The sequence below is a fragment of the Shewanella sp. BJSY2023SW005 genome (assembly GCF_047314585.1).
Taxonomy (GTDB): Bacteria; Pseudomonadota; Gammaproteobacteria; order Enterobacterales; family Shewanellaceae; genus Shewanella; species Shewanella algae.
The window spans coordinates 36,773-62,892 of record NZ_JBKORJ010000006.1 but is presented as its reverse complement, the minus strand read 5'-3'; the positions used below and the strand labels follow the sequence as shown (position 1 = coordinate 62,892).

The 26,120-nt window shown below is 56.5% G+C and carries 28 protein-coding genes; 11 read left to right on the top strand and 17 right to left on the bottom strand.

Annotated features, from left to right (window positions below; translation table 11 throughout):
• Positions 1-39: 39 nt before the first annotated feature.
• Both ACMHXI_RS00860 and ACMHXI_RS00855 read right to left on the bottom strand, forming a co-directional pair.
• The gene (locus ACMHXI_RS00860; protein ID WP_025889910.1) at positions 40-897 is read right to left on the bottom strand and encodes a DMT family transporter; all 858 of its coding nucleotides are present in this window, start codon (positions 895-897) and stop codon (positions 40-42) included.
• Positions 898-1,020: 123 nt separating this feature from the next.
• A complete protein-coding gene (locus tag ACMHXI_RS00855) occupies positions 1,021-2,067 on the bottom strand; it encodes a toxin-antitoxin system YwqK family antitoxin (protein ID WP_071238127.1) in 1,047 nt (348 codons plus the stop codon).
• A gap of 236 nt (positions 2,068-2,303) precedes the next feature.
• Here ACMHXI_RS00855 and ACMHXI_RS00850 point away from each other — a divergent pair, with 236 nt between their 5' ends.
• Entirely contained in the window at positions 2,304-3,227 is a 924-nt protein-coding gene (locus tag ACMHXI_RS00850; RefSeq protein ID WP_413733748.1) for a C-GCAxxG-C-C family (seleno)protein, read from the top strand.
• Between the two features lie 9 nt (positions 3,228-3,236).
• Positions 3,237-3,734, top strand: coding sequence for a hypothetical protein (locus ACMHXI_RS00845; RefSeq protein ID WP_025010780.1), 498 nt, complete (start codon positions 3,237-3,239; stop codon positions 3,732-3,734).
• A gap of 104 nt (positions 3,735-3,838) precedes the next feature.
• Here ACMHXI_RS00845 and glnA read toward each other — a convergent pair whose 3' ends face one another.
• Entirely contained in the window at positions 3,839-5,248 is a 1,410-nt protein-coding gene (glnA, locus tag ACMHXI_RS00840) for a glutamate--ammonia ligase (protein WP_025010781.1), read from the bottom strand.
• Positions 5,249-5,705: 457 nt separating this feature from the next.
• Between glnA and typA the strand changes: the two genes are divergently transcribed.
• Positions 5,706-7,517 (top strand): translational GTPase TypA, encoded by a 1,812-nt coding sequence (gene typA / locus ACMHXI_RS00835; RefSeq protein WP_025889914.1) that lies wholly within the window; start codon positions 5,706-5,708, stop codon positions 7,515-7,517.
• Between the two features lie 70 nt (positions 7,518-7,587).
• On the opposite strand, the gene ACMHXI_RS00830 is transcribed toward typA, so the two are convergent.
• Positions 7,588-8,988 carry an MATE family efflux transporter gene (locus ACMHXI_RS00830; protein WP_096142513.1) on the bottom strand — a complete coding sequence of 467 codons (1,401 nt, stop codon included), beginning with the start codon at positions 8,986-8,988 and terminating at the stop codon, positions 7,588-7,590.
• A gap of 111 nt (positions 8,989-9,099) precedes the next feature.
• Here ACMHXI_RS00830 and ACMHXI_RS00825 point away from each other — a divergent pair, with 111 nt between their 5' ends.
• The gene (locus ACMHXI_RS00825) at positions 9,100-9,972 is read left to right on the top strand and encodes a LysR family transcriptional regulator (protein WP_025010784.1); all 873 of its coding nucleotides are present in this window, start codon (positions 9,100-9,102) and stop codon (positions 9,970-9,972) included.
• 34 nt (positions 9,973-10,006) lie between these two features.
• Here the strand turns inward: ACMHXI_RS00825 and ACMHXI_RS00820 are convergent, their stop codons facing one another.
• The 7 genes from ACMHXI_RS00820 to ACMHXI_RS00790 all read right to left on the bottom strand — a co-directional run bounded on the left by ACMHXI_RS00820 (position 10,007) and on the right by ACMHXI_RS00790 (position 16,836).
• Positions 10,007-12,247, bottom strand: a complete 2,241-nt coding sequence (locus ACMHXI_RS00820) for a molybdopterin cofactor-binding domain-containing protein (RefSeq protein ID WP_413733744.1) — start codon at positions 12,245-12,247, stop codon at positions 10,007-10,009.
• Positions 12,244-12,699, bottom strand: coding sequence for a (2Fe-2S)-binding protein (locus ACMHXI_RS00815; RefSeq protein WP_025010785.1), 456 nt, complete (start codon positions 12,697-12,699; stop codon positions 12,244-12,246). Before ACMHXI_RS00815 ends, ACMHXI_RS00820 begins: the two co-directional genes overlap by 4 nt.
• A gap of 3 nt (positions 12,700-12,702) precedes the next feature.
• Entirely contained in the window at positions 12,703-13,347 is a 645-nt protein-coding gene (locus ACMHXI_RS00810) for an NTP transferase domain-containing protein (RefSeq protein WP_208185225.1), read from the bottom strand.
• Positions 13,344-14,396, bottom strand: a complete 1,053-nt coding sequence (locus ACMHXI_RS00805; RefSeq protein ID WP_044735424.1) for an XdhC family protein — start codon at positions 14,394-14,396, stop codon at positions 13,344-13,346. Before ACMHXI_RS00805 ends, ACMHXI_RS00810 begins: the two co-directional genes overlap by 4 nt.
• Before the next feature lie 153 nt (positions 14,397-14,549).
• A complete protein-coding gene (locus tag ACMHXI_RS00800) occupies positions 14,550-15,764 on the bottom strand; it encodes a 4Fe-4S binding protein (protein ID WP_028780045.1) in 1,215 nt (404 codons plus the stop codon).
• A 182-nt stretch (positions 15,765-15,946) separates the two neighbouring features.
• Entirely contained in the window at positions 15,947-16,597 is a 651-nt protein-coding gene (locus tag ACMHXI_RS00795) for a DUF2959 domain-containing protein (RefSeq protein ID WP_039034687.1), read from the bottom strand.
• 20 nt (positions 16,598-16,617) lie between these two features.
• Positions 16,618-16,836, bottom strand: coding sequence for a hypothetical protein (locus tag ACMHXI_RS00790; RefSeq protein WP_028780047.1), 219 nt, complete (start codon positions 16,834-16,836; stop codon positions 16,618-16,620).
• Between the two features lie 182 nt (positions 16,837-17,018).
• Here ACMHXI_RS00790 and ACMHXI_RS00785 point away from each other — a divergent pair, with 182 nt between their 5' ends.
• The 5 genes from ACMHXI_RS00785 to ACMHXI_RS00765 all read left to right on the top strand — a co-directional run bounded on the left by ACMHXI_RS00785 (position 17,019) and on the right by ACMHXI_RS00765 (position 20,545).
• A complete protein-coding gene (locus ACMHXI_RS00785; protein WP_025888483.1) occupies positions 17,019-17,906 on the top strand; it encodes a virulence factor BrkB family protein in 888 nt (295 codons plus the stop codon).
• Entirely contained in the window at positions 17,884-18,849 is a 966-nt protein-coding gene (locus ACMHXI_RS00780; protein WP_243891029.1) for an alpha/beta fold hydrolase, read from the top strand. The genes ACMHXI_RS00785 and ACMHXI_RS00780 overlap by 23 nt, the downstream gene beginning before the upstream one ends.
• On the top strand, positions 18,846-19,283 hold the full coding sequence (dtd, locus tag ACMHXI_RS00775) for a D-aminoacyl-tRNA deacylase (protein WP_028780049.1): 438 nt from the start codon (positions 18,846-18,848) through the stop codon (positions 19,281-19,283). The genes ACMHXI_RS00780 and dtd overlap by 4 nt, the downstream gene beginning before the upstream one ends.
• Before the next feature lies 1 nt (position 19,284).
• Positions 19,285-19,755, top strand: coding sequence for a thioesterase domain-containing protein (locus ACMHXI_RS00770; protein WP_045283356.1), 471 nt, complete (start codon positions 19,285-19,287; stop codon positions 19,753-19,755).
• 196 nt (positions 19,756-19,951) lie between these two features.
• A complete protein-coding gene (locus ACMHXI_RS00765; RefSeq protein ID WP_345845416.1) occupies positions 19,952-20,545 on the top strand; it encodes an FMN-dependent NADH-azoreductase in 594 nt (197 codons plus the stop codon).
• Positions 20,546-20,618: 73 nt separating this feature from the next.
• Here ACMHXI_RS00765 and ACMHXI_RS00760 read toward each other — a convergent pair whose 3' ends face one another.
• Positions 20,619-20,783 carry a hypothetical protein gene (locus ACMHXI_RS00760; protein ID WP_413733740.1) on the bottom strand — a complete coding sequence of 55 codons (165 nt, stop codon included), beginning with the start codon at positions 20,781-20,783 and terminating at the stop codon, positions 20,619-20,621.
• 5 nt (positions 20,784-20,788) lie between these two features.
• Positions 20,789-21,109, bottom strand: a complete 321-nt coding sequence (locus tag ACMHXI_RS00755; RefSeq protein WP_054744157.1) for a rhodanese-like domain-containing protein — start codon at positions 21,107-21,109, stop codon at positions 20,789-20,791.
• Between the two features lie 158 nt (positions 21,110-21,267).
• Here ACMHXI_RS00755 and ACMHXI_RS00750 point away from each other — a divergent pair, with 158 nt between their 5' ends.
• A complete protein-coding gene (locus tag ACMHXI_RS00750; RefSeq protein ID WP_413733738.1) occupies positions 21,268-21,978 on the top strand; it encodes a GAF domain-containing protein in 711 nt (236 codons plus the stop codon).
• 32 nt (positions 21,979-22,010) lie between these two features.
• Positions 22,011-22,382: an HD-GYP domain-containing protein gene (locus ACMHXI_RS00745; protein ID WP_413733736.1), complete on the top strand. Its 372-nt coding sequence runs from the start codon at positions 22,011-22,013 to the stop codon at positions 22,380-22,382.
• Between the two features lie 83 nt (positions 22,383-22,465).
• On the opposite strand, the gene ACMHXI_RS00740 is transcribed toward ACMHXI_RS00745, so the two are convergent.
• The 4 genes from ACMHXI_RS00740 to ACMHXI_RS00725 are packed head-to-tail and all read right to left on the bottom strand — an operon-like array spanning position 22,466 to position 26,095.
• Complete coding sequence (locus ACMHXI_RS00740; protein ID WP_156018570.1) at positions 22,466-23,698, bottom strand: beta-ketoacyl-ACP synthase; 1,233 nt, start codon at positions 23,696-23,698, stop codon at positions 22,466-22,468.
• Positions 23,695-24,420, bottom strand: a complete 726-nt coding sequence (locus tag ACMHXI_RS00735; protein ID WP_044735417.1) for a 3-ketoacyl-ACP reductase FabG2 — start codon at positions 24,418-24,420, stop codon at positions 23,695-23,697. Before ACMHXI_RS00735 ends, ACMHXI_RS00740 begins: the two co-directional genes overlap by 4 nt.
• Positions 24,417-24,908 (bottom strand): hotdog family protein, encoded by a 492-nt coding sequence (locus ACMHXI_RS00730; RefSeq protein ID WP_025888493.1) that lies wholly within the window; start codon positions 24,906-24,908, stop codon positions 24,417-24,419. Before ACMHXI_RS00730 ends, ACMHXI_RS00735 begins: the two co-directional genes overlap by 4 nt.
• Positions 24,905-26,095 carry a beta-ketoacyl-[acyl-carrier-protein] synthase family protein gene (locus ACMHXI_RS00725; protein ID WP_144226343.1) on the bottom strand — a complete coding sequence of 397 codons (1,191 nt, stop codon included), beginning with the start codon at positions 26,093-26,095 and terminating at the stop codon, positions 24,905-24,907. The genes ACMHXI_RS00730 and ACMHXI_RS00725 overlap by 4 nt, the downstream gene beginning before the upstream one ends.
• Between the last annotated feature and the right edge of the window lie 25 nt (positions 26,096-26,120).

The following is a 26,120-nucleotide window of genomic DNA, read 5'->3' as shown; positions in this document are numbered from 1 at the left end:
TTTTCAGGGGCCAAACAGGGGTCTTATGTCAGGTGAGTGTCAGCGCCGGCTGGGGCGCAGGCGATACCAGATGGCCGGGACAGGAAGTTTCATCAGCAACAGTGACGACATGATCAGGCCGATCCCCAGCCATTGATAGCTGTCCAGCTGTTCGCCGACCAAAAACACCCCGAGCGAGACAGCCACCACAGGGTTGATCAAGGCCATCATGCCCATGATTTGCGGTCCCAGATGTTTGATGGACCAGATCCAGGCCCAGTAGCTCAGCGCCGTGCTGAAGATGGCCAGCCAAGCGATGGCGGGCCAGGTTTTGGGCTCGGGTAGTGTGGGTGCCCCGGCTACTGTCCAGGCCAGCGGGATCAGCATCAAGCCGCCGAGCAACAACTGCCAGGCGGTCAATACCAGAAGATCGCCGGTTTGCCAGCGTTGCATCCAGCGGGATGATTGGGCTACCAACAGAGTGGCACTCAGGGCGCAGAGCACACCAATCAGATCCAGATTGGCCGAAGGATTGAGCAATAACATCACTCCACTCAGTCCCAGCAGTGCCAGCAAGGTCCACTTCAATGCCGGTCTTTGGCCATCGAGCAGCCAGGCCAGCAGCAGAAACATCAGTGGCAGTGTGGCCCCCAGGGTGCCGGCCACGGCGCCGGGCAGACGGTAGGCACCCATAAACAGCAAGGCGAAGAAGGCGCCGATATTACAAAATGCCAGCAAGAGTATTTTGCTCCAGGCGAGCGAAGGCAGCTTGGGCCGTAGCAGCAATAACAGGATCCCGGCCGGTAGCGCACGCCAGACGGCGACCCAGAAAGGGGACATATCCTGCAGGTACAGGCTGACCAGGGCATAGGTGGTTCCCCAGAAGACGGGAGCGAGGAGTGCAATTAGGTAGGGCATTTTCTTTTCTTAAAGTATCTTGATGTGAAGATATTTTAAAGTTCAGTGCCGGGATAAGCAAGCCGCATTTGAAAAAGAGCTTTATTATCTTTGGATGATAAGTCCAACTGATTGAATATTATGTCAATCTTGGTAGGTTAGTTTACCCTGTTCATCATAGACCCGGGTATGCAGTACCTTGCCGTTTGCGCCTATCTCTTCCTGCAGATAGTTGCGCCCCTGCTCATCAAAGTAGTTCAGGGTCTGTGGTATGAGCTTGTCCTGGTCGAAACGTTTGCTCACCTGCAACTGGCCATTGCAGTGAAAGAGTTGCTCCTCACCCTGCTTGGCGCCTCGATGGAACGGAGTACGTTTGCTCAAGGCGCCATTGGTCTCACAATAACTGAGCCAGATGCCGTCGGCGGCTATTGAGGGAAAGAAACCATAATGTTGCTCGGACTGGCGCTGGCCATTGCGCCAGAAGGTGTGCTGCACTGCGGTGCGCTGCCGGCGGTCGAACAGGTAGTCCAACTTGAGTCGGCCGTTGGCGTAGTAGCCTTGTTCCTTGAGTTTTCTGAGATTTTCTTCATCCAGATGTTCACTGAAGCTCTTTAATGAACCATCGGGAAAATAGCTTTTCCAGACGGTGAGTTTCTCGCCGTCCCGCTTGAACTGTTTCATCCGCTCCCGTCCCTGTTCGTAGGAGATGGATTCAACCACTTTACCCTGGTCGAAACGCTTGAAACTGTCGAGTTGGCCTTGGTTGTCGTAGAGCCAGAGTTCCTGGCGCTCACCGTCTTGAAACAATTCCCGGCTGCGTAATTGGGTTTGCTGGTATTGAAAGTTCAGCTGCCAGCCGTGCAACTTGCCATTTTTATACCAGGCGCTTTGGCTTAGCAGACGCTCGGGCGGCGCGGATGTGCTGAAGCTGTAGCCGTCCCGCAGGCCATCCTTGAACTGGGCCGCACTATAGCTGGGGCGATCCGGCGCTCCCCAAATGGCAATGCCGTTGAAGGGTTCACCTCGGTATCCGTCAACGCAGCCTTCGAGGTAATAACCCAGGGCGCTATTGTCATCGCTTACTTCCCGGCAGTGGATTTGCTCCAGCTCGTCAGCCTGAATTGGCAGTTGCCCCTCAGAGTGACAGCCGGCCAGCAACAGGGGAGTGAGTAAAAAGACCTTGAGATTCATAGCAGATCCTTGCTTGACGAAGAGGCTCATTGTCGCTGCCGTTGCTGCTTGGCTCAAGCCTCTTGCCGGTGAACTGTTGAATTTTTGACTCTTTAACACTGAAACCCGCCTTGGATCACATCTGCACAACAGGAGAGGGGATAAGCTGGGGTTGCTTGCAAGCTATTGATTATAAAGAATTAATTTTACTTAATTTGCAATTCTGCAATATGTAAGTGCAAAAAGAGGTGATGAGTATGAACGTGAATCGACGTCAGGCGATGGGCCAGATTGTAGGTTTGGTTGGTGTGGCAGCAGGGAGTTCGCTGATCGCGACCACAGCTCTGGCCGCAGAGTCTTGTCCCGGAGATACCAGCATAGGGATCGGCAGTGAAGGGGGCAGCGATCTGGGCACCAAGCTGCTGACCTATGTGAAATTAGACCCTATGGATGTCGCCAAACTGGCCTATGAAGGTTATGGCCGTGGCGGTTGCATGTATGGGGTTTTCGATGCCCTGGTGAAGGCCTTGGCGGCCAAAGGGCATGAGGATGCCTGTAAATTCGCCGCTATCCCTACCAACCTGGCGGCCTATGGTGGCGGCGGTATCGCAGGTTGGGGAACCCTGTGTGGTTGCTTGAATGCGGCGGCCATGGCGGTCAACGTCCTGGGCGGGGTCGACCGCACTGCGGTGATCCGCTCCGTGTACCGCTACTATGAACACACAGCCATGCCGAGAAATGATGAAGCCTTCCTCAAGGCGATTGGCGCACCGACCCGTAAAGACAATGCCGGTGAGCTACTGACCGCAGATAAGATAGGCCAGTCGGTTGCCAATTCCATTCTCTGTCACACCTCGGTGACCCACTGGTCGAAAGCGAGCAAGTACGGCTCCAGTCATCAGGCGAAATTGGAGCGCTGCGCTCAGCTGACGGCCGAGATTGCCTATGTCACCACTGACTTCCTCAATAAGTCGCTGGACAATGCCCTGGACGCTGAAATTGTGGCAGCAGGCAATGCCGAGTGTAGTGGTTGTCACAGCAGCACCAAACGTGAACCGGACACTTACATAGGTGCCGATGTCAATTCACAGATGGAATGTCAGAGCTGCCACAGCGCCCATGATGTCGGCGCCGGTTTGACCGGGGTTCACGAAGGTGCGGTCTGCAGCGATTGTCACTAGGAGGCTGTTATGAAACATAAGAGTTTGATAGTAGCGTCTTTGCTGTTGTGCCTGGGGGGTTGTGACTGGTGGGATGACGATGATGACCCTGTGCTTCCGCCGGATCCTGAACCGGAGCAGTCTGTGTCCATTAATGAAGCCGAAAGCCTCAAGGTGGCACTGAGCGCCGTGGATCCTCAAAGCCAGGCACTGACCTTTAGCCTGACTACGGCGGAGGGCAAACCCGTCAAGGATGCCGGCAGCAACTATCTGGTGATGTACCTCAAGATGCCGGCAGAGCAGGTATCGGCCTTCTCCATGCCTTGGCATAAGGGGGTGCGTTTCGAATGCAGCGAAACCGTCGACACCTGCGGTGGCACCATGGAAGCGCTGGAGACAGAAGGCCAATATCGCTTTACTCCAGAAGGGCTTGAGGAGTTGAACCAGACAGAGGGTGAACTCAAGTTGGCGGTGATACTCACAGGGGCCAAGGCCCAGAGTGCTCCTGAGCTTGTCAGCGCTCCCTGAGTGATTTGAGTTTTATATCCTTAAAATAGTAGCGCCCCGGGATTGCTCCCGGGGCGCTTTTCTTGTTATCCGATGGCTTGACTCATCGGTTGATTGCAGGGCAATTAGAGGCTGTAGTACAGCTCAAATTCGACTGGGTGAGTGGTGCGGCTGACACGCTCGGCCTCGGCTTGTTTCAGCTTGAGGTAAGAGTCGATAAAGTCATCGCTGAACACACCGCCGCGTGTCAGGAACTCACGGTCTGCATCCAGAGCCGCCAGGGCGACTTCCAGAGATTCGGCCACAGTCGGGATTTCCGCTGCCTCTTCGGCCGGCAGATCGTACAGATCCTTGTCCATGGCATCACCAGGGTGGATCTTGTTCTGGATACCGTCCAGACCGGCCATCAGCAGTGCTGCGAAGGCCAGATAAGGGTTGGCCATAGGATCCGGGAAGCGGGTCTCAATACGGCGAGCCTTAGGACTTGGTACCACAGGGATACGGATAGAAGCCGAGCGGTTACGGGCAGAATAAGCCAGCATCACAGGGGCTTCAAAGTGTGGCACCAAACGCTTGTAGGAGTTGGTGCTTGGGTTGGTGAAGGCGTTCAGGGCACGGGCGTGCTTGATGATACCACCGATATAGTACAGGGCAGTTTCAGACAGGCCGCCGTATTTGTCACCGGCAAACAGGTTGGTGCCGTCTTTGGCCAGTGACTGGTGTACGTGCATGCCGCTGCCGTTGTCGCCGACTATCGGCTTGGGCATAAAGGTGGCTGTCTTGCCGTAGGCATGAGCCATGTTGTGAATCACGTACTTGAGTACCTGGATTTCATCGGCCTTGTTGGTCAGAGTATTGAAGCGTGTGGCGATCTCGTTCTGACCCGCGGTAGCAACTTCATGGTGATGAGCTTCCACAACCTGGCCCATCTCTTCCAGCACCAGACACATGGCACTACGCAAATCCTGTGAAGAATCCACAGGCGCAACCGGGAAGTAGCCGCCCTTAACGAATGGACGGTGACCTGTGTTGCCTTCTTCATAGCTGGTACCTGAGTTCCAGGCCGCTTCTTTGGCATCGATTTTGACGAAGGTGCCGCTCATGTCGGTACCGAAACGTACGTCATCAAACAGGAAGAACTCTGGCTCAGGACCGATCAGCACAGTGTCGGCGATCCCGGTAGAACGCATGTACTCTTCGGCTTTCTTGGCGATAGAGCGAGGGTCACGGTCGTAACCCTGCATGGTGCCGGGCTCGAGGATGTCGCAGCGGATCAGCGCTGTGGTTTCTTCGGTGAAAGGATCCAGTACAAAGCTGCTTGGATCTGGCATCAGCACCATGTCAGATTCGTTGATCCCTTTCCAACCGGCGATAGATGAACCATCGAACATTTTGCCGTCTTCAAAGAAATCAGCATCTACCTGATGAGTCGGGATAGATACATGCTGTTCCTTACCTTTGGTATCGGTAAAGCGTAAATCAACAAACTTAACTTCCAACTCTTGCAGCTGTTGTAAAACTGATTCGACTGACATTATCAAGCCTCCGGTAGGGTAAAGGGGGTGCCCTTTGTCAACTCTTAGTATGTAGCGTCTGGCGCCTTGTTGGTCTCTATTAAGCCAGACTCATGCCAAGATGCTAAGATGTTGAAAATAAAGGGAGTGGTAAAATCGAGGGCTGGCGAGGCAAGCGGGTTTGCACTATTATGGTGCATTGAGTGTTCCAAAAAGGTGCGTTCACCATAATGGTGCGTGCGCTGAATAAGCCGGATATTCATAGGTGTCTAAAAAATAATCCTGTGCGATAGCCCCTCGCTAGAGTAGAATGGCACGCTTTTTAAAGCAACCATCCGGGGAAATTGTGCTCCCCGACACGATGGCAGCCCAGGTTTTATAAGGCCTGGAAGGCAATCGCCAAGCAGTCATAAAGCGGTTGTACCATTCAATTTATATTGCTGCATCCCACAGAACAGAGATCGTAAGAGGCAAAACTGTGTTAGAGAATTTACGTAACATCGCCATCATAGCGCACGTTGACCACGGTAAGACTACCCTGGTAGACAAGCTGTTGGCACAGTCAGGAACCCTGGCAACCCGCGGAGAAGCCACCGAGCGGGTGATGGACTCCAACGATCTGGAGAAAGAACGTGGGATCACTATTCTGGCGAAAAACACCGCCATTAAGTGGAACGACTATCGGATTAACATTGTAGATACCCCAGGACACGCCGACTTCGGTGGCGAAGTAGAACGGGTTCTGTCTATGGTTGACTCTGTACTGCTGCTGGTTGATGCGCAGGACGGCCCAATGCCACAGACCCGCTTCGTGACCAAGAAGGCATTCGCCCAAGGTCTTAAGCCTATTGTGGTGATCAACAAGATTGACCGTCCGGGTGCCCGCCCTGATTGGGTTATCGATCAGGTATTTGACCTGTTTGACAACCTGGGTGCCACCGACGAGCAGCTGGACTTCCCAGTGGTTTATGCCTCTGCACTGAACGGTTTTGCCAGCCTGGATCCTCAGGACAACAGTGAAGACATGACCCCACTGTTCCAAACTATCGTTGAAAAAGTATCTCCACCGGATGCCGACGCCGAAGGCGCATTCCAGATGCAGATCTCTCAGCTGGACTACAACAGCTATGTAGGGGTTATCGGTGTGGGTCGTATCAAGCGTGGTAGCGTCAAGACCAACCAACAGGTCACTATTGTCGGTGCCGATGGCAAGAGCCGTAACGGTAAAATCGGTCAGGTGCTGGGCTACATGGGCCTGGAACGCCACGAAGTGGACAGTGCCAATGCCGGTGATATCGTTGCTATCACAGGTCTAGGCGAGCTGAAGATCTCCGACACCATCTGTGCTGTTGGTCATGCCGAAGCATTGCCACCTCTTTCTGTTGATGAACCAACCATGACTATGACCTTCCAGGTCAACACCTCTCCTTTCGCGGGTAAAGAAGGTAAGTACGTGACTTCACGTAACATCCTTGAGCGTCTGCAACAGGAGCTGGTACACAACGTGGCTCTGCGTGTGGAAGAAACCGAGAGTCCGGATCGTTTCCGCGTATCCGGCCGTGGTGAACTGCACCTGTCTATCCTGATCGAAAACATGCGTCGTGAAGGTTATGAGCTGGCGGTTTCCCGTCCTGAAGTGATCATCAAAGAGATCGACGGCGAGAAGTGCGAGCCATACGAGCAGCTGACTGTGGACGTGGAAGAAGAACATCAGGGCGGCGTCATCGAGAAGCTGGGTACCCGTAAGGCCGACATGCGCGACATGCAGCCTGACGGCAAGGGCCGTGTACGTATCGACTTCATGATCCCAAGCCGTGGCTTGATCGGTTTCCAGACCGAGTTTATGACAGCGACTTCAGGTACAGGTCTGCTGTATCACACCTTCGACCACTATGGTCCTTACAAGGGTGGCGATATCGGCCAGCGTAGCAACGGGGTATTGATCTCCAACGCCACAGGTAAGGCTTTGACCTTCGCGCTGTTTGGTCTGCAGGATCGCGGTCGTCTGATGATTGGCCACGCCGCCGAAGTTTACGAAGGCCAGGTAGTGGGTATCCACAGCCGCTCCAACGACCTGACAGTAAACTGCCTCAAGGGCAAGCAACTGACCAACATGCGTGCCTCTGGTACCGACGAAGCTCAGGTACTGACTCCGCATATCCAGATGACCCTGGAGCAGGCGCTGGAATTCATCGATGATGATGAACTGGTTGAAGTCACGCCCAAGAGCATCCGTGTGCGTAAGCGTCATCTGACTGAAAATGACCGCAAGCGCGCCAGCCGTGGCTAAGCCATAGGCGAACAATAAAAAACCCGGCATGACCGGGTTTTTTATTGCGTTCAATTTGCCCAGCATCTCATTAGACTGCGGGATGTTTAGCCAAAGCGCCGTCCGGTGCTTGTCGGGTTCCATCTGCCAGGTGCGACCTTGCATGCAGATGGCGCCAGAACCTAGGCAACACCAACAGTGCCAGCAGCAGGTTGGACAGCGGCATCGCCAGCCAGACACCGGTTTCTCCCAAAAACAGCGGCAATAGATAGAGAAACGGTAACTGGATCAGCATATTGGTCAGGGAGATTGCCAAAGCCATCCCGCCTTTGCCTATCGCCATAAAATACATGGCAGCCAGCACTATCAGCCCCTCCAACCAGATAGCCGCCAGATGGATACGGATCCCGGTTCTGGCCTCCTGGGTTAACAAAGGATTGTTGTCGGCGAACAGGCCTATCATGGTTTCGGGAAACAGGTTAAGCAGCGCCAGCCAACTCAGGCCAAACAGCAGGGTGACCTTGGCGCCCAGCTTGACTATGGCGATAATATTGCCGGGCTGGCGGGCACCGTGGAAGTAGCTCACAGGTGGCTGCACCCCTTCGGCTATTCCCTCAGCCAACAGATAGTAGAGTGTCATCAGATAGCCGACTATAGCAAAGGCACTGACGCTCAAGGTGGTGCCATACTGCATAAACTGATGGTTATGGGCCGCCACCATAAAGCTGGTGTAAAGGTACATCAGTAGTGCCGAAGCCCCCAGTTGGACAATCCGGGCGAACTCCCCGGCTCTGGGTAGCGCATCTTTGAGCCTTGGCTTAAAGCCTGAATGGCTCGAACACAGGTAATAGCCGGCCCCCAGACACACAGCAGTTTGGGCAATGATGGTGCCATAAGCCGCGCCGTTTAACCCAAGCCCAAGTACGGCAACAAACAGATAATCCAGCAGGATATTTCCAAGCGCTCCCATCACCAACAGGGCGGTGGCAACTCTGGGGCTGTCATCGTTGCGGATCAACATAGGCAGCGCCGTCGAGGCTATGGTGATCGCCGCGCCCCACTGAAACACGGCAATATATCCCTGCCCCAGCTGCAGAGTCGCTTCAGTGGCCCCCTGCAGTTGCATTAGCGGCTCACTCAAGCATTGCAGCGCCATAAATGCCACCAGGGCCAACAAAACAATCAGCCAGATACTGGCCAACAGGGCTCGATTGGCTTGCGTTTGCTGCCCGGCTCCGCGGGCGATGGAGATATGGCTGCCGCCACCCATACCCACCATAAGCCCCAGGCCGGAGAGAATAAACACTATCGGCCAGGCCATGTTGATGGCGGCCAATCCTTGAAAGCCGACATAGTGGCCGACAAAAATACCTGCGCTTATCTGGTACAGGCCACTGACCAGCATGGCAGCGATGGCTGGGATGGTATAGCGCCAAAAGGTGCGCCGCAGCTGGTTGTGACTCAGTGTTTGCTGAGAGATTCCGGTACTCATAATTGCACTACCTTTAACCGAATGCAGGAAAACAGGGTCGCAGATTATGCTTGTTTTTCGGATTGGTGAAAGATAGCTTGTATCCGTTATTCGGATACTTTGGTGAATGGAATGAATTGGACCCTGGATCAACTGAGCGCCTTTGTGATTGCGGTGGAAAAGGGCTCGTTTTCGGCCGCCGCCAGAGAGCTTGGCAAGGCGCAATCTCGGGTGAGCACAGCCGTGGCCAATCTGGAGATAGACCTGGGGCTGGAGTTGTTTGACCGCAGCGCCAGGTTGCCCAGACTGACAGCCGCTGGCGAGCAGATCTATCAGGAGGCCAAGGTGGTGCTGAGGCAGTGCCAGCGCCTGGACGCCAGAGCCCTGACGGTCAGTTCGGGCGAGGAGGCCACCCTGACGGTTGCCATGGACGAGGCCCTGCCCATAGAGCGCTTCGAGAGTTTCTTCGTGCGGGTGGCCGAGCAGTTCCCGGGTTTGAAACTCACCCTGATCAACAGCTCCCAGGATGATATTGCCCGCTGGGTAGATGAGAAAAAAGCCGACCTGGGTATCTTGTTCCGCCAGACAGATGAGCTTTTGGATTCCTTGGAGTTCAACTCGATAGCTCACTTTCAGCAGTCGCTTATTGTCGGTCGTGAGCACCCGCTGGCGAATATTGCCGAGCCTTCGCTCGACCAGCTCAATCAGCACCGACAACTGGTGATCCGCTCCCGCATCGGCGACAGCCAGTCGCGCCCCGTGTCCAGCAATCACTGGCATATCGACAGTTATTACTACATCACGGCGCTGGTGATCAAAAATGTCGGTTGGGCCCTGGTGCCCGAGCATGTGGCGACGGCCGAGTGGTATGCCAAGGATCTGGTGAGGCTGTCCGGTGCCAATATCACAGACAATCAGTGGGTCGAAATAGGCGTGGTCAGACGCAGGGACAAGGGCATTGGCCCTGTGATGCAGTGGATGCTACAGCAGTTGGCCAGGGAATAGTGCCGGGGCATGGCCCCGACACTTTATCGACCAATCAAAGCTGCAGATACTGCTTCAGCGGCAGATCCCGGTAGCGCTTGCCGCCGGCGGCCACTATGGCGTTGGTCAGTGCCGGTGCCACCGGGGGCACTCCGGGTTCGCCTACACCGCCGGGTACCTCGGTCGAGGCGATGATTTGTGTTTCTATCTCAGGGCATTGCGGCAACCGCAGCAGTTGATAGTCGTGGAAGTTCGACTGTTGCACCTTGCCATCCTTGAAGCTGATTTCGCCCAGCATCGCCAGGCTGAGGCCGAAGATGACCGCGCCTTCCAGCTGCGAATGCACTCTGTCAGGGTTAACCACAGTGCCGGCATCCAGCACTGAGATGGCCTGCAGCACCTGCAAACGCTGACCATCCTGTTTGACCTTGATGGCGACCGCCACATAGCTGACAAAGCTGCGGTGCACCGCAAAGCCCCAGCCTTCGCCCGCCTTGGCCGGTGATTGCGCCATACGTTTTTCGGCGGCGTCTATGACCGTCAGATAACGAGCGACATCCACAGGATGACGGCTGAGTTCTTCGCCATAGTTACCGTATTTGAAGCCCTGATTGGCAAAGTTCTCCACTCTGGGTTGCCCCAAAAGTTGCCGCCACATGGCAGGGCAACTTTGGCCGGTGCGCAGCGCCAGTTCGTCGACAAAGCAGCCAATGCCGAAGGCATGCTGAATGTTGCACACAGAGCGCAGCCAGCCTATGCGGGTATGAGCCTCGGCCTTGGCGGTTTCGCAGCGCAGCGACGGCAACTGAAACGGCAAGTCGATAAAGCCCAAATCCAGTTCGCCGTCCGAGGGTTCATCCACACCTTCGGCAAAGGTGGAACTGATGGAAGGGAAGGCGGTGCGCGACAACAGAGCCTCCACCTTGCCATCATCACTGAGCAGTGCCTGATAATGCTGGGCGCTGATGGCGTGCAGATAGCCGTTTTGCAGTTCATCTTCCCGGCTCCAGAACACCTTCACCGGCTTGCCGCTGCGTTTGGAAAGCAGCGCCGCTTCGACGCTGAAGTCCGGCTTGGACTTACGGCCAAAGCCGCCGCCCAGCAGGGTGACATGCACCTTGACCTGCTCCTCTTTCAGCCCCAAAGCGGCCGCCACATTCTGCTGGGTACTCTGGGGAGTTTGGCTGCAGGCCCAAATTTCACAGCCATCCTTGCTGACTCTGGCGGTGGCCGCCGGCGGCTCCATCATGGCGTGAGCCAGATAGGGCACAGTGTAATCGGCGCTGAGCGTGCGCTCTTTTGGCCAGCTTGCGGGAGGCTGGCCCAGCTCACGCCTGACTTTGCCACTCTGCTGTACTCTCTGTTTCAGTGTGGCGAGAAACGCTTGGGAGTCGTGCTTGTCGTTGGGGCTTTGCTGCCACTGAATCGTCAGTGCCTTGCGGCCTTCAAGGGCGCTCCAGCTGTTGTTGGCCAGCACAGCCACACCGCCAAGCGGCTGGAAGGCCGGTGCCCCTTTGGGAGCGGGCAGGCTGATAATATCCACCACACCGGGGAAGGCGCGGGCCTTTTTATCATCGACACTCGCCGCTTGGCTGCCGAGTACAGGCGGCCGGGCAATCGCAGCATAGAGCATGCCTTCCATACGTATATCCTGGCCATAGATGGCGCTGCCATCCAACATGGCATCCATATCCACTATGGTGCGTGACTGACCTATCTGGGTGAATTCTTCTCTGGGTTTGAGCCTGAGTTGGCTCTCATCCGGAAGCGGCAGCTTGGACGCCGCCAGTGCCAGTTCGCCATAGCTCAGGGAGCGGCCGGACGCCTTGTGAGTCACTCTGTGAGCCTTGGCGCTGACTTCTGCGACCGGCACTTGCCAATGCTCGGCGGCAGCCTGTTCCAACATGGTGCGCGCCATGGCACCCATCTGCCGCATTCTGTCGTAGTGTTTACGTATGCTGCGACTGCCATCTGTATTCTGGCTGCCGTAACGCTTGTCGGCCAGGCCCTGCACCACCACGACTTTGTCCCAGTCGGCTTCCAGTTCATCGGCCAGCACCTGAGGAATGCCTGTTCGTATGCCCTGGCCCATTTCCGAGCGATGGCAGGTGAGGTAGACCTTGTCGTCTTCACCGACGGCGATAAACAGATTCAGAGGTTGCAGCTTGTCCTGCGCCAGGCTCATGGGGCTCCAGCCCAGGGCGCTGCTGCCCAGCATCAAGGCACCGCCACTGGCGCCAAAGAGTTTCAGTACATCACGACGGCTGAAGTTTTCCACTGCGGTAAACCGGCTCATGAGCTCTGCCCCCCTTTGACGGCGACATCCTTGATGGCGCTGCGGATCCGGGTATAGGTGCCGCAGCGGCAGATATTGCCGGACATGGCATCGTCTATCTGTTGGTCACTGGGGTTGGGCGTTTCACTCAAGAGCGCCGCGGCAGACATGAGTTGCCCTGTCTGACAGTAACCGCACTGGGGAACCTTGTGTTTGCTCCAGGCGGCTTTCAGCGCCGGATTATCCAGGCCTTCTATGGTGGTGATGTTCTTGCCCTCGGCACTTTTGAGGCTGGTGAGGCAGGCTCTGGCGGGCTTACCGTCCAGATGTATGGTGCAGGCACCGCAGAGTCCGGCGCCACAGCCGAATTTGGTGCCTGTCAGCCCCAGGAGATCCCTGAGGGCCCATAGCAAGGGCATATTGGGATCGGCCTCGACCGAAAACAGTCTGCCATTGATTTTGAGTTGCGACATTGTTCACTCCTTGTGCTGGTTGAGGCGTCTGAGATCTGCGCCCGTGTCTATGTCTATGGCGGCGCGGTGCAGCACTATCCGGCCCAGTCGTTGTTGTTGTAATTTCTCGGTCAGCAGGGCCTTGGCCCCTCGGTCACCCTGCAGTTGGCAAAGGGCGTTGAAGTCTGTGGCATTAAAGATAGCAGGCGCGCCGGGGGAGTCCCGGTAAAAGGCGCTGCTGCTGAGTTGGCTGCCCAGCCAACAGTCGAGCAATTCAAGGTAATCGGCGCTAATGAGCGCAACCTGATCGGCCAGCGCCAGTAGCAGGGCATCGGCGGAGCAGGCCTTGGCTTGCTCCGCGGCCAGGGCGATGGAGTGCCCCAGCCCCTGTTGCCAGAGAGGGTTGAAACAGCAGCTGGCATGGGTCGGCAACAGCGCTTGCAGTTGCTCCTTGTGGCCGCCGAGTATGGTCAGCAGCGGCAGCAGCTCAAGCTTGGGGTACTTCAGGCTTGCCTGAGCGCGCATCTGCTCCAGCGCTTGCCAACTGAGGCGCAGCAGCGGCGTGCCATGGCTATCCTGTGCCGCCAGTTTGGCATGGCCGGGCACTGAGTCATCGGCGGCGAAGCGGCTCGATGCTCCGGCGGCCAGTAACACAGGCAATAGCCTCATGGCATCAGGCCCTCAAGCCCAGTCATGGGCGCATCAAACAAAACCCCGTGGCACTGGGCCAAAATGCTGAGGGCGATGGCCCCCGGGAGTTCGCCGCCGAGTGCCAGTCCGGCGGGCGCCGCCAGTGGCACGGCAAAGTCTGCCAGCCCAAGAGCGGCATGTTTGAGTACCTTATCGCGCCTGTGAGTTGGCCCCAATAGCGCCAGATAGCGTGGGCAGCTTACTTGCAGCCGTTTGAGAATGGCGCTGTCGAGCTCGACATTGTGGTACATCACTATGGCACCATCCTGACGCTTGAGCCAATCGGCATCCAGCTCGTCGGCGCCGAGCTTGATTATGTCGCAACCGGCAAAGTCATGGCTGCGGGCGTAGGCGGCTCTGGGATCGACGACGCTCACCTGCCAGTCCAGTTGCAAAGCCATCTGCGCCAGCGGCTTGGCATCCAGACCGCCGCCGAAAATCGCAAGCGCAGGTTTGGGGCCCACGGGTACGGTTAACCAGCTCTGTTGCCCGTTCTGCCCGGTTTCTGGACTCCAAATCCCGGTGCGGCGAAAGTCATTGGCGGGGAAAGGTAGAGGCTCAGCATAGGTTGAGGGGGAACCTTGGGGTAAAAAGCGCGCCTCAAGGGCTGCGGGCGCTTCACCGGCTTTTGGCATCAACAATTGCCAGAAGCCCGATTGACCGGCATTCAGAGCCTGGCGCAACTCATCGAGTGCCAGAAAATGATTCTCCCGTCCCAGAGGCAGCAGGCAGATGTTCACCAAGCCGCCACACCCCAGTTGGTAACTGGCGTCCTGATCGTCGCGGGCGTCATAACAGACCTCCACCACCCTTTGTTCCGTCAGGGCCTTGTGTGCCTGATGGCGCAGATCGGCCTCCAAACAGCCGCCGCTGAGGATCCCCAGGCTCTGGCCCAGGGGATGAAACAGCATCATGGCTCCGGGTTTGCGATAAGAAGAGCCTTGTACCGAGGTGATCAGCGCCAGCACCCAGGGCTCGTCTGCGCTGAGAGCCCATTGTTGCAGCAAGGTTTGCAGATGGTGCGCCATAAACTTCCCGTGTTTTTGGTGGAGAAGTTAGCATTGCATAAAATAGCACCGGGAAACAATCTTGCCGGGCGTAGCAAGTCAGGGAGCGGCAGTGGGACTCGGCGACAAGCGCAATAAAAAGGCCCGCCTGTCGGCGAGCCTGAGTGGTTAAGTTTAGTGACCTACATAGTCGATCATCTGCAGCAGTTGCATCCGAACCGCATCCGGCGTTTGGCTTTCCCAGAAGCCGGAGGTGTAGGCTATCAAGGGCAGCAGGAACAGCAGTCCGAGTACCAGCAGCATTACTGACTTGGCCGACCAGAAATGATTGCGGCTAAGGCCGAACCCCAGCGCCGCTTTCTTGGGACAGGCGGCCACGCAGCGCATGCAGGCCTGGCATTCATCGCTGTGCACTGTATTTTTGGTATGCACTATGATGCCGGCCGGACAGGCGCGGGTGCACTTGTCGCATTTCATCCCCTTGGACTCTATCAGGCAGTGCTCAGGGGCGCGGCGGATTTTCAGCGGGCTGAGAAAACTAAGCAGTCCCAGCAGGGCGCCATAGGGGCAGAGGTAACGGCAAAATCCCTGACGGCGCCAGGCGACAATGGCAAGGATCAAGCCAAAGCAGGCCAGGGTGATGAGTCCCGGAGTGATGAAAAACAGCGCCATCTTGAGATCGGCTATCTTGTGATAATTACTCTCCAGGTAGCCGGGGATCCCCATAGACGGCATGCCCAACACTATGTAGAGCAGCGCCGCCAACAACAGATACTTGAGCATACGCAGTGGCCAGTCGAGCCAGGCAGGCGGCATAAATTCGCGCTTGATAAAGCGTTTACGCAGGCGATAGAGGTACTCTCCGGCCAACCCCAGCGGGCAGGCCCAGCCACAGAAGGCCCGCTTGCACAGCAGTCCGGTCAGTAGCACCACCGCCAGCATCACGGCCGCCGCCGGGTGGGTTTGATCCCAGAGTCCCAGGGTGGCTATCGCCTTGAGTTCTATACCGCCGGCAATGGGCAGAAACGCATCCACCACATCCGGGCGCCCAATCCAGGGCGTGACTCCGGCCTTGAGCATCAGGCTGTTGATGGTGTACTGAATCGCGACCAGAAACAGGGACAGCGCCAACAGGTGCTGGCAGCCGCTGCGCAGGTTATTGATCCTGGGCTCGGATTGCAGCAAGCCGGGGCGCAGTTGCTGCAGCAATGCCAGGCTACCAACGGCTGTCAGCGTGGCCAGCAGTAACATGGGGCTGCTGCTAATCAGCAGCGCGGTTAAAATCAGCAGTAAAGTGAGGCCGGCGCCGAAACGGCGGCCGCTCCACCAGAGTTGGCTGACACCATAGAGGAGTGCCAGCATGAGGGTGAGCGATTCGGTCAGTGTCATGAGAATATAGGCCAGCATCAAAGGACTGCCTATTGTGAACTCAAATAAGGGCACAAGTTCTTGAGTCAAAAAAGGAAGTGTGCAGCAGATCCAAGTTTACATTCGCAGATGGAGAAATTCGTGCACTGGCTCACAGCTGAAAAAAAGCCCCGCGGTGCGGGGCTATCTCTATGGCTTGGCGGTCAGTTACCCGACTCCATTGCTGCGATAAAGCGGTTGGACTCATCGATGGATTTATTCATCTCTTTGATAAGGCCGGAAATATCGCTCTGCAGACTGGCAAACTCACCCTTGATGGCCCCTATGGTCTGGGCGTTGAGGTTGTGCTTGAGGTAGAGCATGTTGTCTTTCATTGAGGTCAGGATAGGAGGCATCTTGCTCTCGGCACGGCGCATGCTGCGGATCAGTTGCTCGTAGGAGCGGCGGGTCTCTTTCAGCTTGGCCTGGCTCTTACTGCGCAGGCTGGCCTTGCTGATCTCACCGATTTCCCCTTGCCACTCATCAAACAGGGCTTCGGCCACATCTTCCACCTTGTTGATTCGGTTGCTGACATCATCGGCGGCTTCCTGGGCCGACTCATATTCGTCTTTGGCCTTGTTGTAAGCCTTTTCCAGATCGCCACCGTCATGGTTCAGCAGCGCCTGCATCTCTTCCAGTGCCGAACTGAACTGCTCCTGCGCTTCCTGTTGCGATTCTTTGGCGTCTTTGACCCGGTCGACCATGATGTCACGTTTGTGATAGCCAACCTTTTCCATGGCACCGTAATAGGCACTCTGGCAACCACCCAGCAGCAATCCCAGGCTGACCAGGGCGGTGGTGAGGATCTTGTTCATAAGCTTTCTCTTTTCTCTGTTTATGCTTTGTATTTGGCGGCATCTATGATGCACCAGAGATGGGCGATGGCACCTATGATAGCAGGAACTACCAACCACCAGAGGGCGTAACCTGTGACTGTCACCAGAAAGAAGATCAGTGCGGCCAGGATCCGCCCCTGAACCAACTGCCCCAAACCCGGGAAAAATACGCTTGCCAGCGCGGCAATCACATTGCCCGCCGATCCTTGTTGTGACATTAACTCTCTCCTTTAAATTGTGGAAGAAGCGCTGAACGACGGGCCTCGGCGCATGCCTATGCATAGCACTGGTGTCATTCCCGGCTTCCTTTGCCCTGCTGCAGCGGCAGCATCACACTTTGTAATCCGGGCATTATTGTACGAAGATAGCGACACTAGACCCAGAGGATCAAGAGAAAACCGTGAGCAACAAGATAGATACCCGCAATTTCAGTTTGTTTATGAAAGGCTGCTGGCACTTCCTGCTGCACCTGAAACAGAGATTGCAGGACGATCAAATCAATATTCGAGCCGGTCATCTGGCCTATGTGACCCTATTGTCGCTGGTGCCCATGGTGGCCGTTACCATGTCTATGCTGTCGGCTTTCCCTGTCTTCAAGGGGGTGCGGCAACTGATAGAAAACTTTATTTATCAAAACTTTCTGCCGGCCGCAGGCGATACGGTTCAGGTCTATATCAACGAGTTTGTCGGCAACGCCTCCAAGGGCACTGCCGTCGGTATCGGCGCTCTGGTGGTGGTGGCCATTTTGCTGATCTCCGCCATCGACAAGGCGCTGAACTATATCTGGCGCACCAAAGAAAAACGCCAGACTGTCGTGTCTTTTTCCATGTACTGGATGATCCTGACGCTGGGCCCAGTGCTGATGGGGGCCAGCCTGGCGGCCACTTCCTACTTAGTATCGCTGAAAATATTCAACGAAGCCGATACTTATGGTGTAGGTACCTTCTTTGTCGCGCGTCTGCCGTTTCTGTTTTCTGTCGCGGCCTTCCTGCTGCTTTACACTGTGGTGCCCAATCAAAAGGTGAAGCTGCTGCATGCCCTGCTCGGGGCCATAGTGGCTGCCTTGCTGTTTGAGGCGGGCAAGAAAGGCTTTGCCCTGTATGTGACTCACTTCCCCAGCTACGAGGCGATTTACGGCGCCCTGGCGACGATTCCGATACTGTTTGTCTGGGTCTACCTGTCCTGGATGATAGTCCTGATGGGAGCCGAGATCACCGCATCTTTGCCGGAATTCCTCGATGGTGAAGAGCCATTGGAGTCGCTGGATGATGAATCCGAATCGGCATAATCCGTTTGCCCGCGACTGGCTGGAGGTTGGTGGCGGCCACCGCCTGTATCTGGCGCAATTCGGCAACCCGGAAGGCATCCCGCTGCTGTATCTGCACGGCGGGCCAGGAGCCGGTTGCAACCTTGAAGAGTTGGCGCTGTTTGATCTGCGCCGCTTTCGCTTATTGTTTCTGGATCAGAGGGGCGCCGGCTTATCGCGCTCCGAGAAAGGCCTGGCGCAGAATCACTTCCAGGGCCTGTTCGATGATCTCGAGTCGGTCAGGAAGGCGCTGCAGTTACCGCGCTGGTGCCTGGCAGGGGGCTCATTCGGGGCAACCTTGGGGCTGGTGTACGGCGGTTTATTCCCTGAGCGGGTCATAGCCCAGACATACTGGGGCAGCTTTATCCCCTCTGCCGAGGGCCGCGATTGGCTCTATGGTGCTGCTGGCGCCGCCAGCCGTTTCCCGGTGGACTATCATGGCTTTTCCCGCTGGCTATCCAGGAGTGAGCGCAGCACGGCGGCGCTGCTGGAAAGCTATGCCAAGGGATTTACTTGCCTCAATGCCCAGGATTATATCCGCAGTTGGCTGCGCTGGGAGCAGCATCTGTCTTTACCCGGGGTACTGTTGCCGCCGCCAAGGGCGCCTCGGGACAGCAATATGGCCAGAATCGAACTTCACTATGCCCGCCATCACTATTTCGAAGCCATGAGTCTGTTTGATGCAGGGCTCAATAACTGGCCGAAACATACCCGCTTGCTGCAGGGGGAAAACGATTGGGTCTGTCCAACTCACTTGCTGCAGGCTCAGCTTGCACGCCAGACCCGCCCGGCCGAGTTACAGCTGGTGGCCGGAGGTCATCACTCGCTGGTGGATGATAAAATGCGTCACGCCGTGGTTGCAGCCCTGTGTGCTATGGGCGACACTGCGGCCTCTTGTGAAACAGAATTAAGGAGTCAGGATTGATCGCCCTGATACAGAGAGTCAGCCGTGCCAAGGTAACAGTTGCCGATGAAGTGACCGGCGCTATAGATAAAGGTTTGTTGGTGTTGTTGGGCGTTGAACGCCAGGATGATATGGCGGCGATGGAAAAGCTGGCCACCAAGGTGATGAATTACCGGGTGTTCAGCGATGACAACGGCAAGATGAACCTCAATCTGACTCAGGTCGGCGGGCAGTTGTTGGTGGTGTCGCAATTTACCCTGGCGGCCGATACCAGCCGCGGTCTGCGTCCCAGTTTCTCGGGTGGTGCCAGTCCGGCTCAGGCCGAAGAGCTCTATGAAGCCTTTGTGGCATTTTGCCGCAGCAAGGGGGTGACCACAGAAACCGGCCGCTTCGCTGCCGATATGCAGGTGGAGCTGCTGAATGACGGGCCAGTGACCTTTAATCTGAGTGTTTGATATGTCTGAGCCATCACTGCTTAAGCAATTGGAAAACACCTGGCATGGCACCATCCCCGTCAGTGCCTTTATGGGGATCCGGCCACTGGCTTTTGATGGCACAGAATTTCGTGTCGGTGCACCGCTGGCGCCCAACATCAATCTGCATCAGACCATGTTTGCCGGCAGTATCTATACCCTGTGCACTCTGTGTGGCTGGGGCATGCTCTGGCTGCAACAGCAGCGGGCCGGAGTGAGTGGTGATATAGTGCTGGCCCAGGCCGAGATCCGTTATCGGGCGCCGGTGACTGCCAATCCCGGTGAGTTGATCGAAGCCAGAGTCAGCTGGCCGGGCGTGTCACTGACGCCTTTGAGTGAAGGGCGCAGGGTCAAAGTCAGGCAGGAGGTGGAACTCTGGAGTCACGGCCTTTGCTGTGCTTTTTTCTTGGGGGTTTACGTCAGCCAGCCCAAGCAAGAGGCGACCCTGTCCTAGCTGGGATTACCTAGGCTTACAGGTTCGGTTTTAACCTTGTAAGCCCTGGATAACAGCCTTTCCTTTCTAAAAAATCGAATTTAATATCAAATTTTCTCCGCTTTTTTTCTATTTTATCCATCAGTAAACTGCTCAGCATAGATTGGAGCAAAAGCTCTGACTCAAACAAATTCCTGAATCGAAGCGGAGCAATATCATGAGCAAAGTATTAGTTTTGAAATCCAGCATCCTGGGTGGTTACTCTCAGTCCGGTCTCTTGGTCGACCACCTGCTCAAGCATTGGCAGGAGCAGGGTTCCAGCATCACAGTCAGGGATCTGGCGGCCGAGCCTCTGCCGGTACTGGACGGTGAAATTGCCACCGGCCTGCGCGGCGGCGAACAGCTGAGCGAGCGCCAGCAACAGGCGTTGGCCTTGTCTGATGAGCTGATCCAGGAACTGAAAGATCACGATACACTAGTAATAGCTGCGCCCATGTATAACTTTGGTATTCCGACTCAGTTGAAAAACTGGATTGACCTGATTGCCCGCGCCGGTGTGAGTTTCAGTTACACAGAAAATGGCTCTGTGGGTCTTATCACTGGTAAGCGCGCGGTAGTGATCACTACCCGAGGTGGGGTACATAAAGACTCGACCACAGACCATGTGGTGCCTTATCTGAAAACCGTGCTGGGCTTTATTGGAATTACCGAAGTGGAAACCGTCTACGGTGAAGCGCTGAACATGGGCCCGGATGCCAACGCCAAAGGTATTTCAGCAGCCAAATCTTCGCTGGCGGCCATCTCTGCCTGAGGCAAACATCTCTTCCACCATCAATCTGAACGCCAGTTGCTTGACTGATTTGGTTCTACTGCCCCGGAGGTGACTACCCGGGGCTTTTTTGTGACTGCTTGTCCGGCTCGAGCACCTTGCTGCAAAGCGGACAAGCGGCATTGACCCCTTCGGCGGGCCAGTGCTCGCGATAACGCACCCGCGCAGAGGCTTGGCCACGATGTTGGCTTACCTGAAATCGTCCGGGCTTGCTTGTCATTGTGGTTACTCAGGTTGGCAACAGACCAGCTCCTTGAAGGCGCCGCCGTTGAGCACGCAATCAAAGCCGTTGGCCCGCAGAATTTCGCAGCCTTTCTGGGCACGCATGCCGGCGCCACAATAGAGCACAAAGGGTTCCTGCTTATTCGGTTGCTGCTTGAGCCAGGTATCCAGGGTATCCAGTGGCACATTCACCGCCTGTGGCAGGTGCCCTTCGGCATATTCGGCAGCCGAGCGGACATCCAGTACCCGAACTCCCTTGGCGATCATCTCATGGCACTGCTCTGGGTTTAGGCGGCCGTCTTGTGGCGTGACGTTGGTTTGCATTTTCAGTCTCTCTGTCAATTAGAAAATTTTCAATAAGGTTAATCTTATGGATTTGGAAATGCAATGGCCTGGATACTGGTCGTTTTCTCGCCATGGCTGTTTTTTGTTCTATCCTTTGGAAAAAGGAAATGATTTGAAAATAGTGTATGGACAAGAATATGCCAACAGCTCTCTGGCTGCAGGGTCACAACGCTTCTGAGCGTTTGGAACGCATTCACGATCATCTGTTACTCAGCTACCCTTGGGTGGATCGTATCGCCTGCGCCCTGTATCACGATTCGACCGGTCTGCTAAAAACCTTTATCAACAGCACTCACAGGGGACAGGCCATAGTGGGTTATGAATATCCCATGTCCGACAGCCCGGTGCTCAGCCAATTGGCAGGCACAGGGCAGTATCGGGTGATAGACGATATCAAGGCCAATATCTTGCCGGAAAACAGCCATTCGCGTTGGTTGCTGGAGCAGGATTACAACTCCTCCTTTACCGTGCCCCTCTATGATGAACAGAGGTTTCTGGGGTTTCTGTTCTTCGATTCATACCGCGTGGCGGCCTTCGATGCCAAGGCGCAGCGCGATATGGTGCTCTATGCCAACTTGATCAACATGTTTCTGTGCGCCGAACTCAGTGCAGTGCGCACTATTCTCGCCTCGGCTCAGGTGGCACGGGACTTTGCCGACCTGCGCGACTTTGAAACCGGCGCGCATCTAGATCGCATGGCGGCCTATTCGGGCCTGATCGCCGGCATAGTCGCCCCCAAATACGGCCTGAGTGATGAGCAGATAGAACATATCACCCAGTTTGCACCTTTGCATGACATAGGCAAGATAGGTATTCCGGACAAGGTGTTGTTGAAAGAGGGCCCTTAAGCATAGACGAGCGTACTCTGATGGAGACCCATGTGGATAAGGGCGAGTGCCTGATCCGCAAGGTACTGGGGGATTTTGGTCTGGCGCACCTGCCGGATTCGACCATCATGCTCAATATAGTGGCCTGTCATCATGAGTATTTGGATGGCAGCGGCTATCCCCGAGGTTTGAAGGGTGAAGAGGTGCCGATTGAAGCCAGAATAGTGACTGTGGCGGATATCTTCGATGCCCTCAGCAGCGAGCGGCCCTATAAGCAGGCCTGGCCACTGGATGCCTGTTTCCGTGAGTTGAGAAGCATGGTGGCCGCCGGCAAACTGGACGACCACTGCGTCGAAGCCTTGGCGGCTTCGACTACACAGATCCTGGATATCATGGGGCGCTGCCGCGATGACAAGGCGGCCTGAAAAGAGGCCTGCAGTGCCGATGCATTCCGTTAAAGCTTCTTGGGCTTCTTACTCTGGTTTTCTAGGGCTTCCTGGGGCTAAGCTCAGTCCTGCCAGCAGCGGAAGATCAACGAAGTATTGATGCCACCAAAGGCAAAGTTATTGCTCATCACCAAGTCGGTATCCAGTGCCCGGCCTTCGGCGCGAATATAATCCAGCTCGGCGCAATCCTCGGCGACATTCTCCAGGTTGATTGTGGGTGCAAACCAGCCATCACGCATCATCATAATGCTCCACCAGGCCTCCAGTGCGCCGCAAGCGCCCAGGGTATGGCCGGTATAGCTCTTCAGCGATGAAATCGGCATCTGCTCGCCAAATACTGCGGCGGTAGCCCGGCTCTCGGCGGCATCACCGCGGTCGGTGGCCGTACCGTGGGCGTTGACATAGCCTATCTGCTGCGGCGCTATATTGGCGTCTTTGAGTGCCAGCCGAATCGCCTTTTCCATGGTGTCGGCGTTCGGTTGCGTCACATGCAGGCCGTCTGAGTTGGTACCAAAACCCAGCACTTCGGCGTAGATGCGCGCGCCTCTGGCCTTGGCATGCTCCAGCTCTTCGAGCACCAGGGTGCAGGCGCCTTCGCCTATCACCAGACCGTCCCGGTCGCGATCGAACGGCCTGGGGGTCAATTCAGGAGTGTCGTTGCGGGTACTGGTGGCAAACAGGGTGTCGAACACGACCGCTTCTGTGGGGCAGAGTTCTTCGCCGCCCCCGGCCAGCATCAAATCCTGCTGGCCATACTTGATGGCTTCATAGGCATAACCTATGCCCTGGCTGCCGGACGTGCAGGCGCTGCTGGTGGTTAATACCCGCCCCTTGAGGCCGAAAAATACCCCGACATTGACCGCCGTGGTATGGGCCATCATGCGGATATAGCTGGTGGCGGTGACGCCGCTCATATCGCCGTGTTTGAGCATGTCGCCAAAGGCGGTGATGGGATCTGTACTGCCGGTGGAAGAGCCGTAGGCTATGCCCATGGCGCCTGAGGCTATCAGAGGATCATGCAACAGGCCGGCATCCTCCAGCGCCATTTCACTGGCGCGGGTGGCCATCAGAGACACCCGGCCCATGGAGCGGATCTTCTTGCGCGAATAGTGCGCCGGAGTGCTGAAGTCGTTGACCGGCGCCGCCAGACGGGTGTGCAGGCCATCGAACCTGTCCCATTCATCCATGCGAACCACGGCATTTTGGCCTGCCTGCAGCCTGGCCTTGACGCTGTCCCAATCCTGGCCTAGGGCAGAAATGCCGCCCATGCCGGTAATTACCACCCTGCGGCTCATAGCATGCCTCCGTTGACCGAGATCACCTGGCGAGTGATATAACCGGCTTCGTCAGACATCAGGAAGTTGGCCAGGGCTGCTATCTCTTCAGGCTGGCCCATGCGCCGCAACGGCACCAGTTGCTGTACCAGTTCGGGGCTGAAGGCATCGACCATTTCGGTTTCGATAATCCCGGGAGCGATGCAGTTGACCGTGATCTTGCGTTTGGCCAGCTCCAGTGCCAGCGCCTTGGTGGCGCCTATGATACCGGCCTTGGAGGCGCTGTAGTTCACCTGGCCACGGTTACCGGCCAAACCGGAAACCGAAGACAGCGTAATGATGCGGCCGCCCTTGCGCCGTTGGATCATCGGCATCAGCGCCGGATGGATCACATTGTAGAAACCATCGAGATTGGTATGGATGACACCGTCCCACTCGGCCTCTGTCATCGCCGGGAAAGCCGTATCGCGGGCGATTCCGGCATTGAGAACCAGGCCGTGATAGGCACCGTTGGCTTCTATGTCGGCCTCAATGACTTGGCGGCAGGTCTGGCGCTCGGCAACATCGAACTGCAGCAGGCTGACCTTGACGCCCAAGGCTTGGATTTCGGCGGCGCTGGCCTCGGCGGCGGCTCGATTGGCATGAAAGTGCAGGGCGATATCAAAGCCGGACTGCGCCAGGCGCAGGGCGATAGCCTTGCCTATGCCGCGGCTGGAACCTGTGACCAAAACTCTCTGTGTCATGCGGAATCTCCCTGCATCGCCTCCAGACTACCGGCAATATAGGCCTGGGTGTCCTGGGGCTGAAAAACGTTTACATTGGCGCTGGCGATCTCTGTGTCGCCATCAAAGATGCGGCAGTCGAACACTGCCAGTCCCGTGTCTTCCTGATAGAGGCGCTGCACCTGGGTCAGGTATTCGCGTCCGGGCAGGAATCCCGGGGTATGCATGCTGAGCTTACGGCTGCCCAGCAAAAAACCGACCCGGATAATATCACCGCGGGCCTCGGCTTCCACTCCGGCCAGTGCCGCTATGCTCTGGGCCATATATTCTATGCCGACATAATTGGGCACCAGAGCCCGGGCGTCATCGAAATAGGGGCTCTGCTCACTAACCTTCACCTTGGTCAGCAGCCTGTCTTGGCTGTGCTCGACCACGGCGTCTATCAGTATCATGGGCGCCCTGTGGGGCAGAAAATCGGCGATATCACGCTCGGCTAAAGGCTGGGTCATTCCGGGGCTCCACGGCTGAAGATCAGGCTGGCATTGCTGCCGCCAAAGGCGAAGGAGTTACTCATCAGGTGATTCAGAGAGTGGCGGCTGCCCTGTTTGACCAGCGGCAGTGCGGGATCCTTGCCATCCTGCTCACCATCCCACAGATGCGGCGGCAGTTGTCCATCAGGGTTGAGGGGCGACAACAGCAGCCAGCAGAATACCGCTTCCAATGCCCCGGCGGCGCCCAGTGCGTGGCCGGTCAAGGGCTTGGTGGAACTGCAAGGCGGCAGTGCTTCGGCAAATACCGAGTGCATGGCGCGGCTTTCCATGGCGTCATTCTTGGGGGTGGCAGTGCCGTGCAGATTGACATAGTCGATGTCATCAGGCGTCAGCTCCGCCTGCTTGAGTGCCATCTCCATGGCGGCAATTGCGCCGCTGCCCTCGGGATGGGGCGCCGAGATATGGTGGGCATCGGCCGACTCGCCGACACCGGACAGCAGCACCTGGCCGCTTCCTCTCTCCAGGGTAAACAGCGCCGCGCCTTCACCTATGTTGATGCCGTCGCGGTTGGCGCTAAAAGGATTGCAGTGCCCCTTGGAGACAGACTCAAGCGCATCGAAGCCGTTGAGGGTCAATTGGCACAGGCTGTCGACCCCGCCGACTATCACCATGTCGCACAGTCCGGTGTCCAACAGCCGTTTACCGGCGGCAAACACCTTGGCGCTGGAGGAGCAGGCCGTCGACAGTGTGTAACAGGGACCGCTCAGCTTGAACCAGGCTTGCAGGAAGCGACTGGTGCCCCCCAACTCCTGCTGAAAATAGTGGTAATCCGAGGGGAAATGGCCGTGGCGATTGCGGTACTCCAGTGCCTCTTCGCCCTTGGAGATCCCTGAGGTGCTGGTGCCTATGACAACCGCGATGCGCTCCTTGCCATATTTGGCCTTGGCGGCTTCCACCGCCGGGGTAATTTGCAGCGCGGCACACAGCAACAGGGCGTTGTTACGACAGTCATAGTCGGCAAACTCGGCGGGAATGGCCGGTAATTCGCTGTTCACTACCCCGACTATGGCCGGCCGTTCAAACAACAGGTTGTCGCGGCTGACCATGCCGCTGCTGTCACCGGCGAGCAAGGCGTTAAGCACCTCGTCGGCCCGGTTGCCGAGAGGGGTACAAAAACCCGCATGATTTATGGCTGTAGTTGTCATATCTCTGTTTTGGGATCCGGCCCTG

Excerpts from the sequence above, each read along its gene's own strand:
- ACMHXI_RS00780 (WP_243891029.1), top strand. The coding sequence starts at position 17,884 with ATGATGAATCCGAATCGGCATAATCCGTTTGCCCGCGACTGGCTGGAG.
- ACMHXI_RS00815 (WP_025010785.1), bottom strand. The coding sequence starts at position 12,699 with ATGTCGCAACTCAAAATCAATGGCAGACTGTTTTCGGTCGAGGCCGAT.
- ACMHXI_RS00730 (WP_025888493.1), bottom strand. The coding sequence starts at position 24,908 with ATGACCCAGCCTTTAGCCGAGCGTGATATCGCCGATTTTCTGCCCCAC.
- ACMHXI_RS00820 (WP_413733744.1), bottom strand. The coding sequence starts at position 12,247 with ATGAGCCGGTTTACCGCAGTGGAAAACTTCAGCCGTCGTGATGTACTG.
- ACMHXI_RS00735 (WP_044735417.1), bottom strand. The coding sequence starts at position 24,420 with ATGACACAGAGAGTTTTGGTCACAGGTTCCAGCCGCGGCATAGGCAAG.
- ACMHXI_RS00805 (WP_044735424.1), bottom strand. The coding sequence starts at position 14,396 with ATGGCGCACCATCTGCAAACCTTGCTGCAACAATGGGCTCTCAGCGCA.
- ACMHXI_RS00790 (WP_028780047.1), bottom strand. The coding sequence starts at position 16,836 with ATGTCACAACAAGGATCGGCGGGCAATGTGATTGCCGCGCTGGCAAGC.
- ACMHXI_RS00795 (WP_039034687.1), bottom strand. The coding sequence starts at position 16,597 with ATGAACAAGATCCTCACCACCGCCCTGGTCAGCCTGGGATTGCTGCTG.
- ACMHXI_RS00755 (WP_054744157.1), bottom strand. The coding sequence starts at position 21,109 with ATGCAAACCAACGTCACGCCACAAGACGGCCGCCTAAACCCAGAGCAG.
- ACMHXI_RS00725 (WP_144226343.1), bottom strand. The coding sequence starts at position 26,095 with ATGACAACTACAGCCATAAATCATGCGGGTTTTTGTACCCCTCTCGGC.
- ACMHXI_RS00760 (WP_413733740.1), bottom strand. The coding sequence starts at position 20,783 with ATGACAAGCAAGCCCGGACGATTTCAGGTAAGCCAACATCGTGGCCAA.
- ACMHXI_RS00765 (WP_345845416.1), top strand. The coding sequence starts at position 19,952 with ATGAGCAAAGTATTAGTTTTGAAATCCAGCATCCTGGGTGGTTACTCT.
- ACMHXI_RS00750 (WP_413733738.1), top strand. The coding sequence starts at position 21,268 with ATGCCAACAGCTCTCTGGCTGCAGGGTCACAACGCTTCTGAGCGTTTG.
- ACMHXI_RS00855 (WP_071238127.1), bottom strand. The coding sequence starts at position 2,067 with ATGAATCTCAAGGTCTTTTTACTCACTCCCCTGTTGCTGGCCGGCTGT.
- ACMHXI_RS00800 (WP_028780045.1), bottom strand. The coding sequence starts at position 15,764 with ATGACACTGACCGAATCGCTCACCCTCATGCTGGCACTCCTCTATGGT.
- ACMHXI_RS00770 (WP_045283356.1), top strand. The coding sequence starts at position 19,285 with ATGTCTGAGCCATCACTGCTTAAGCAATTGGAAAACACCTGGCATGGC.
- ACMHXI_RS00810 (WP_208185225.1), bottom strand. The coding sequence starts at position 13,347 with ATGAGGCTATTGCCTGTGTTACTGGCCGCCGGAGCATCGAGCCGCTTC.
- ACMHXI_RS00830 (WP_096142513.1), bottom strand. The coding sequence starts at position 8,988 with ATGAGTACCGGAATCTCTCAGCAAACACTGAGTCACAACCAGCTGCGG.
- ACMHXI_RS00860 (WP_025889910.1), bottom strand. The coding sequence starts at position 897 with ATGCCCTACCTAATTGCACTCCTCGCTCCCGTCTTCTGGGGAACCACC.
- ACMHXI_RS00825 (WP_025010784.1), top strand. The coding sequence starts at position 9,100 with ATGAATTGGACCCTGGATCAACTGAGCGCCTTTGTGATTGCGGTGGAA.
- ACMHXI_RS00850 (WP_413733748.1), top strand. The coding sequence starts at position 2,304 with ATGAACGTGAATCGACGTCAGGCGATGGGCCAGATTGTAGGTTTGGTT.
- glnA (WP_025010781.1), bottom strand. The coding sequence starts at position 5,248 with ATGTCAGTCGAATCAGTTTTACAACAGCTGCAAGAGTTGGAAGTTAAG.
- ACMHXI_RS00740 (WP_156018570.1), bottom strand. The coding sequence starts at position 23,698 with ATGAGCCGCAGGGTGGTAATTACCGGCATGGGCGGCATTTCTGCCCTA.
- ACMHXI_RS00845 (WP_025010780.1), top strand. The coding sequence starts at position 3,237 with ATGAAACATAAGAGTTTGATAGTAGCGTCTTTGCTGTTGTGCCTGGGG.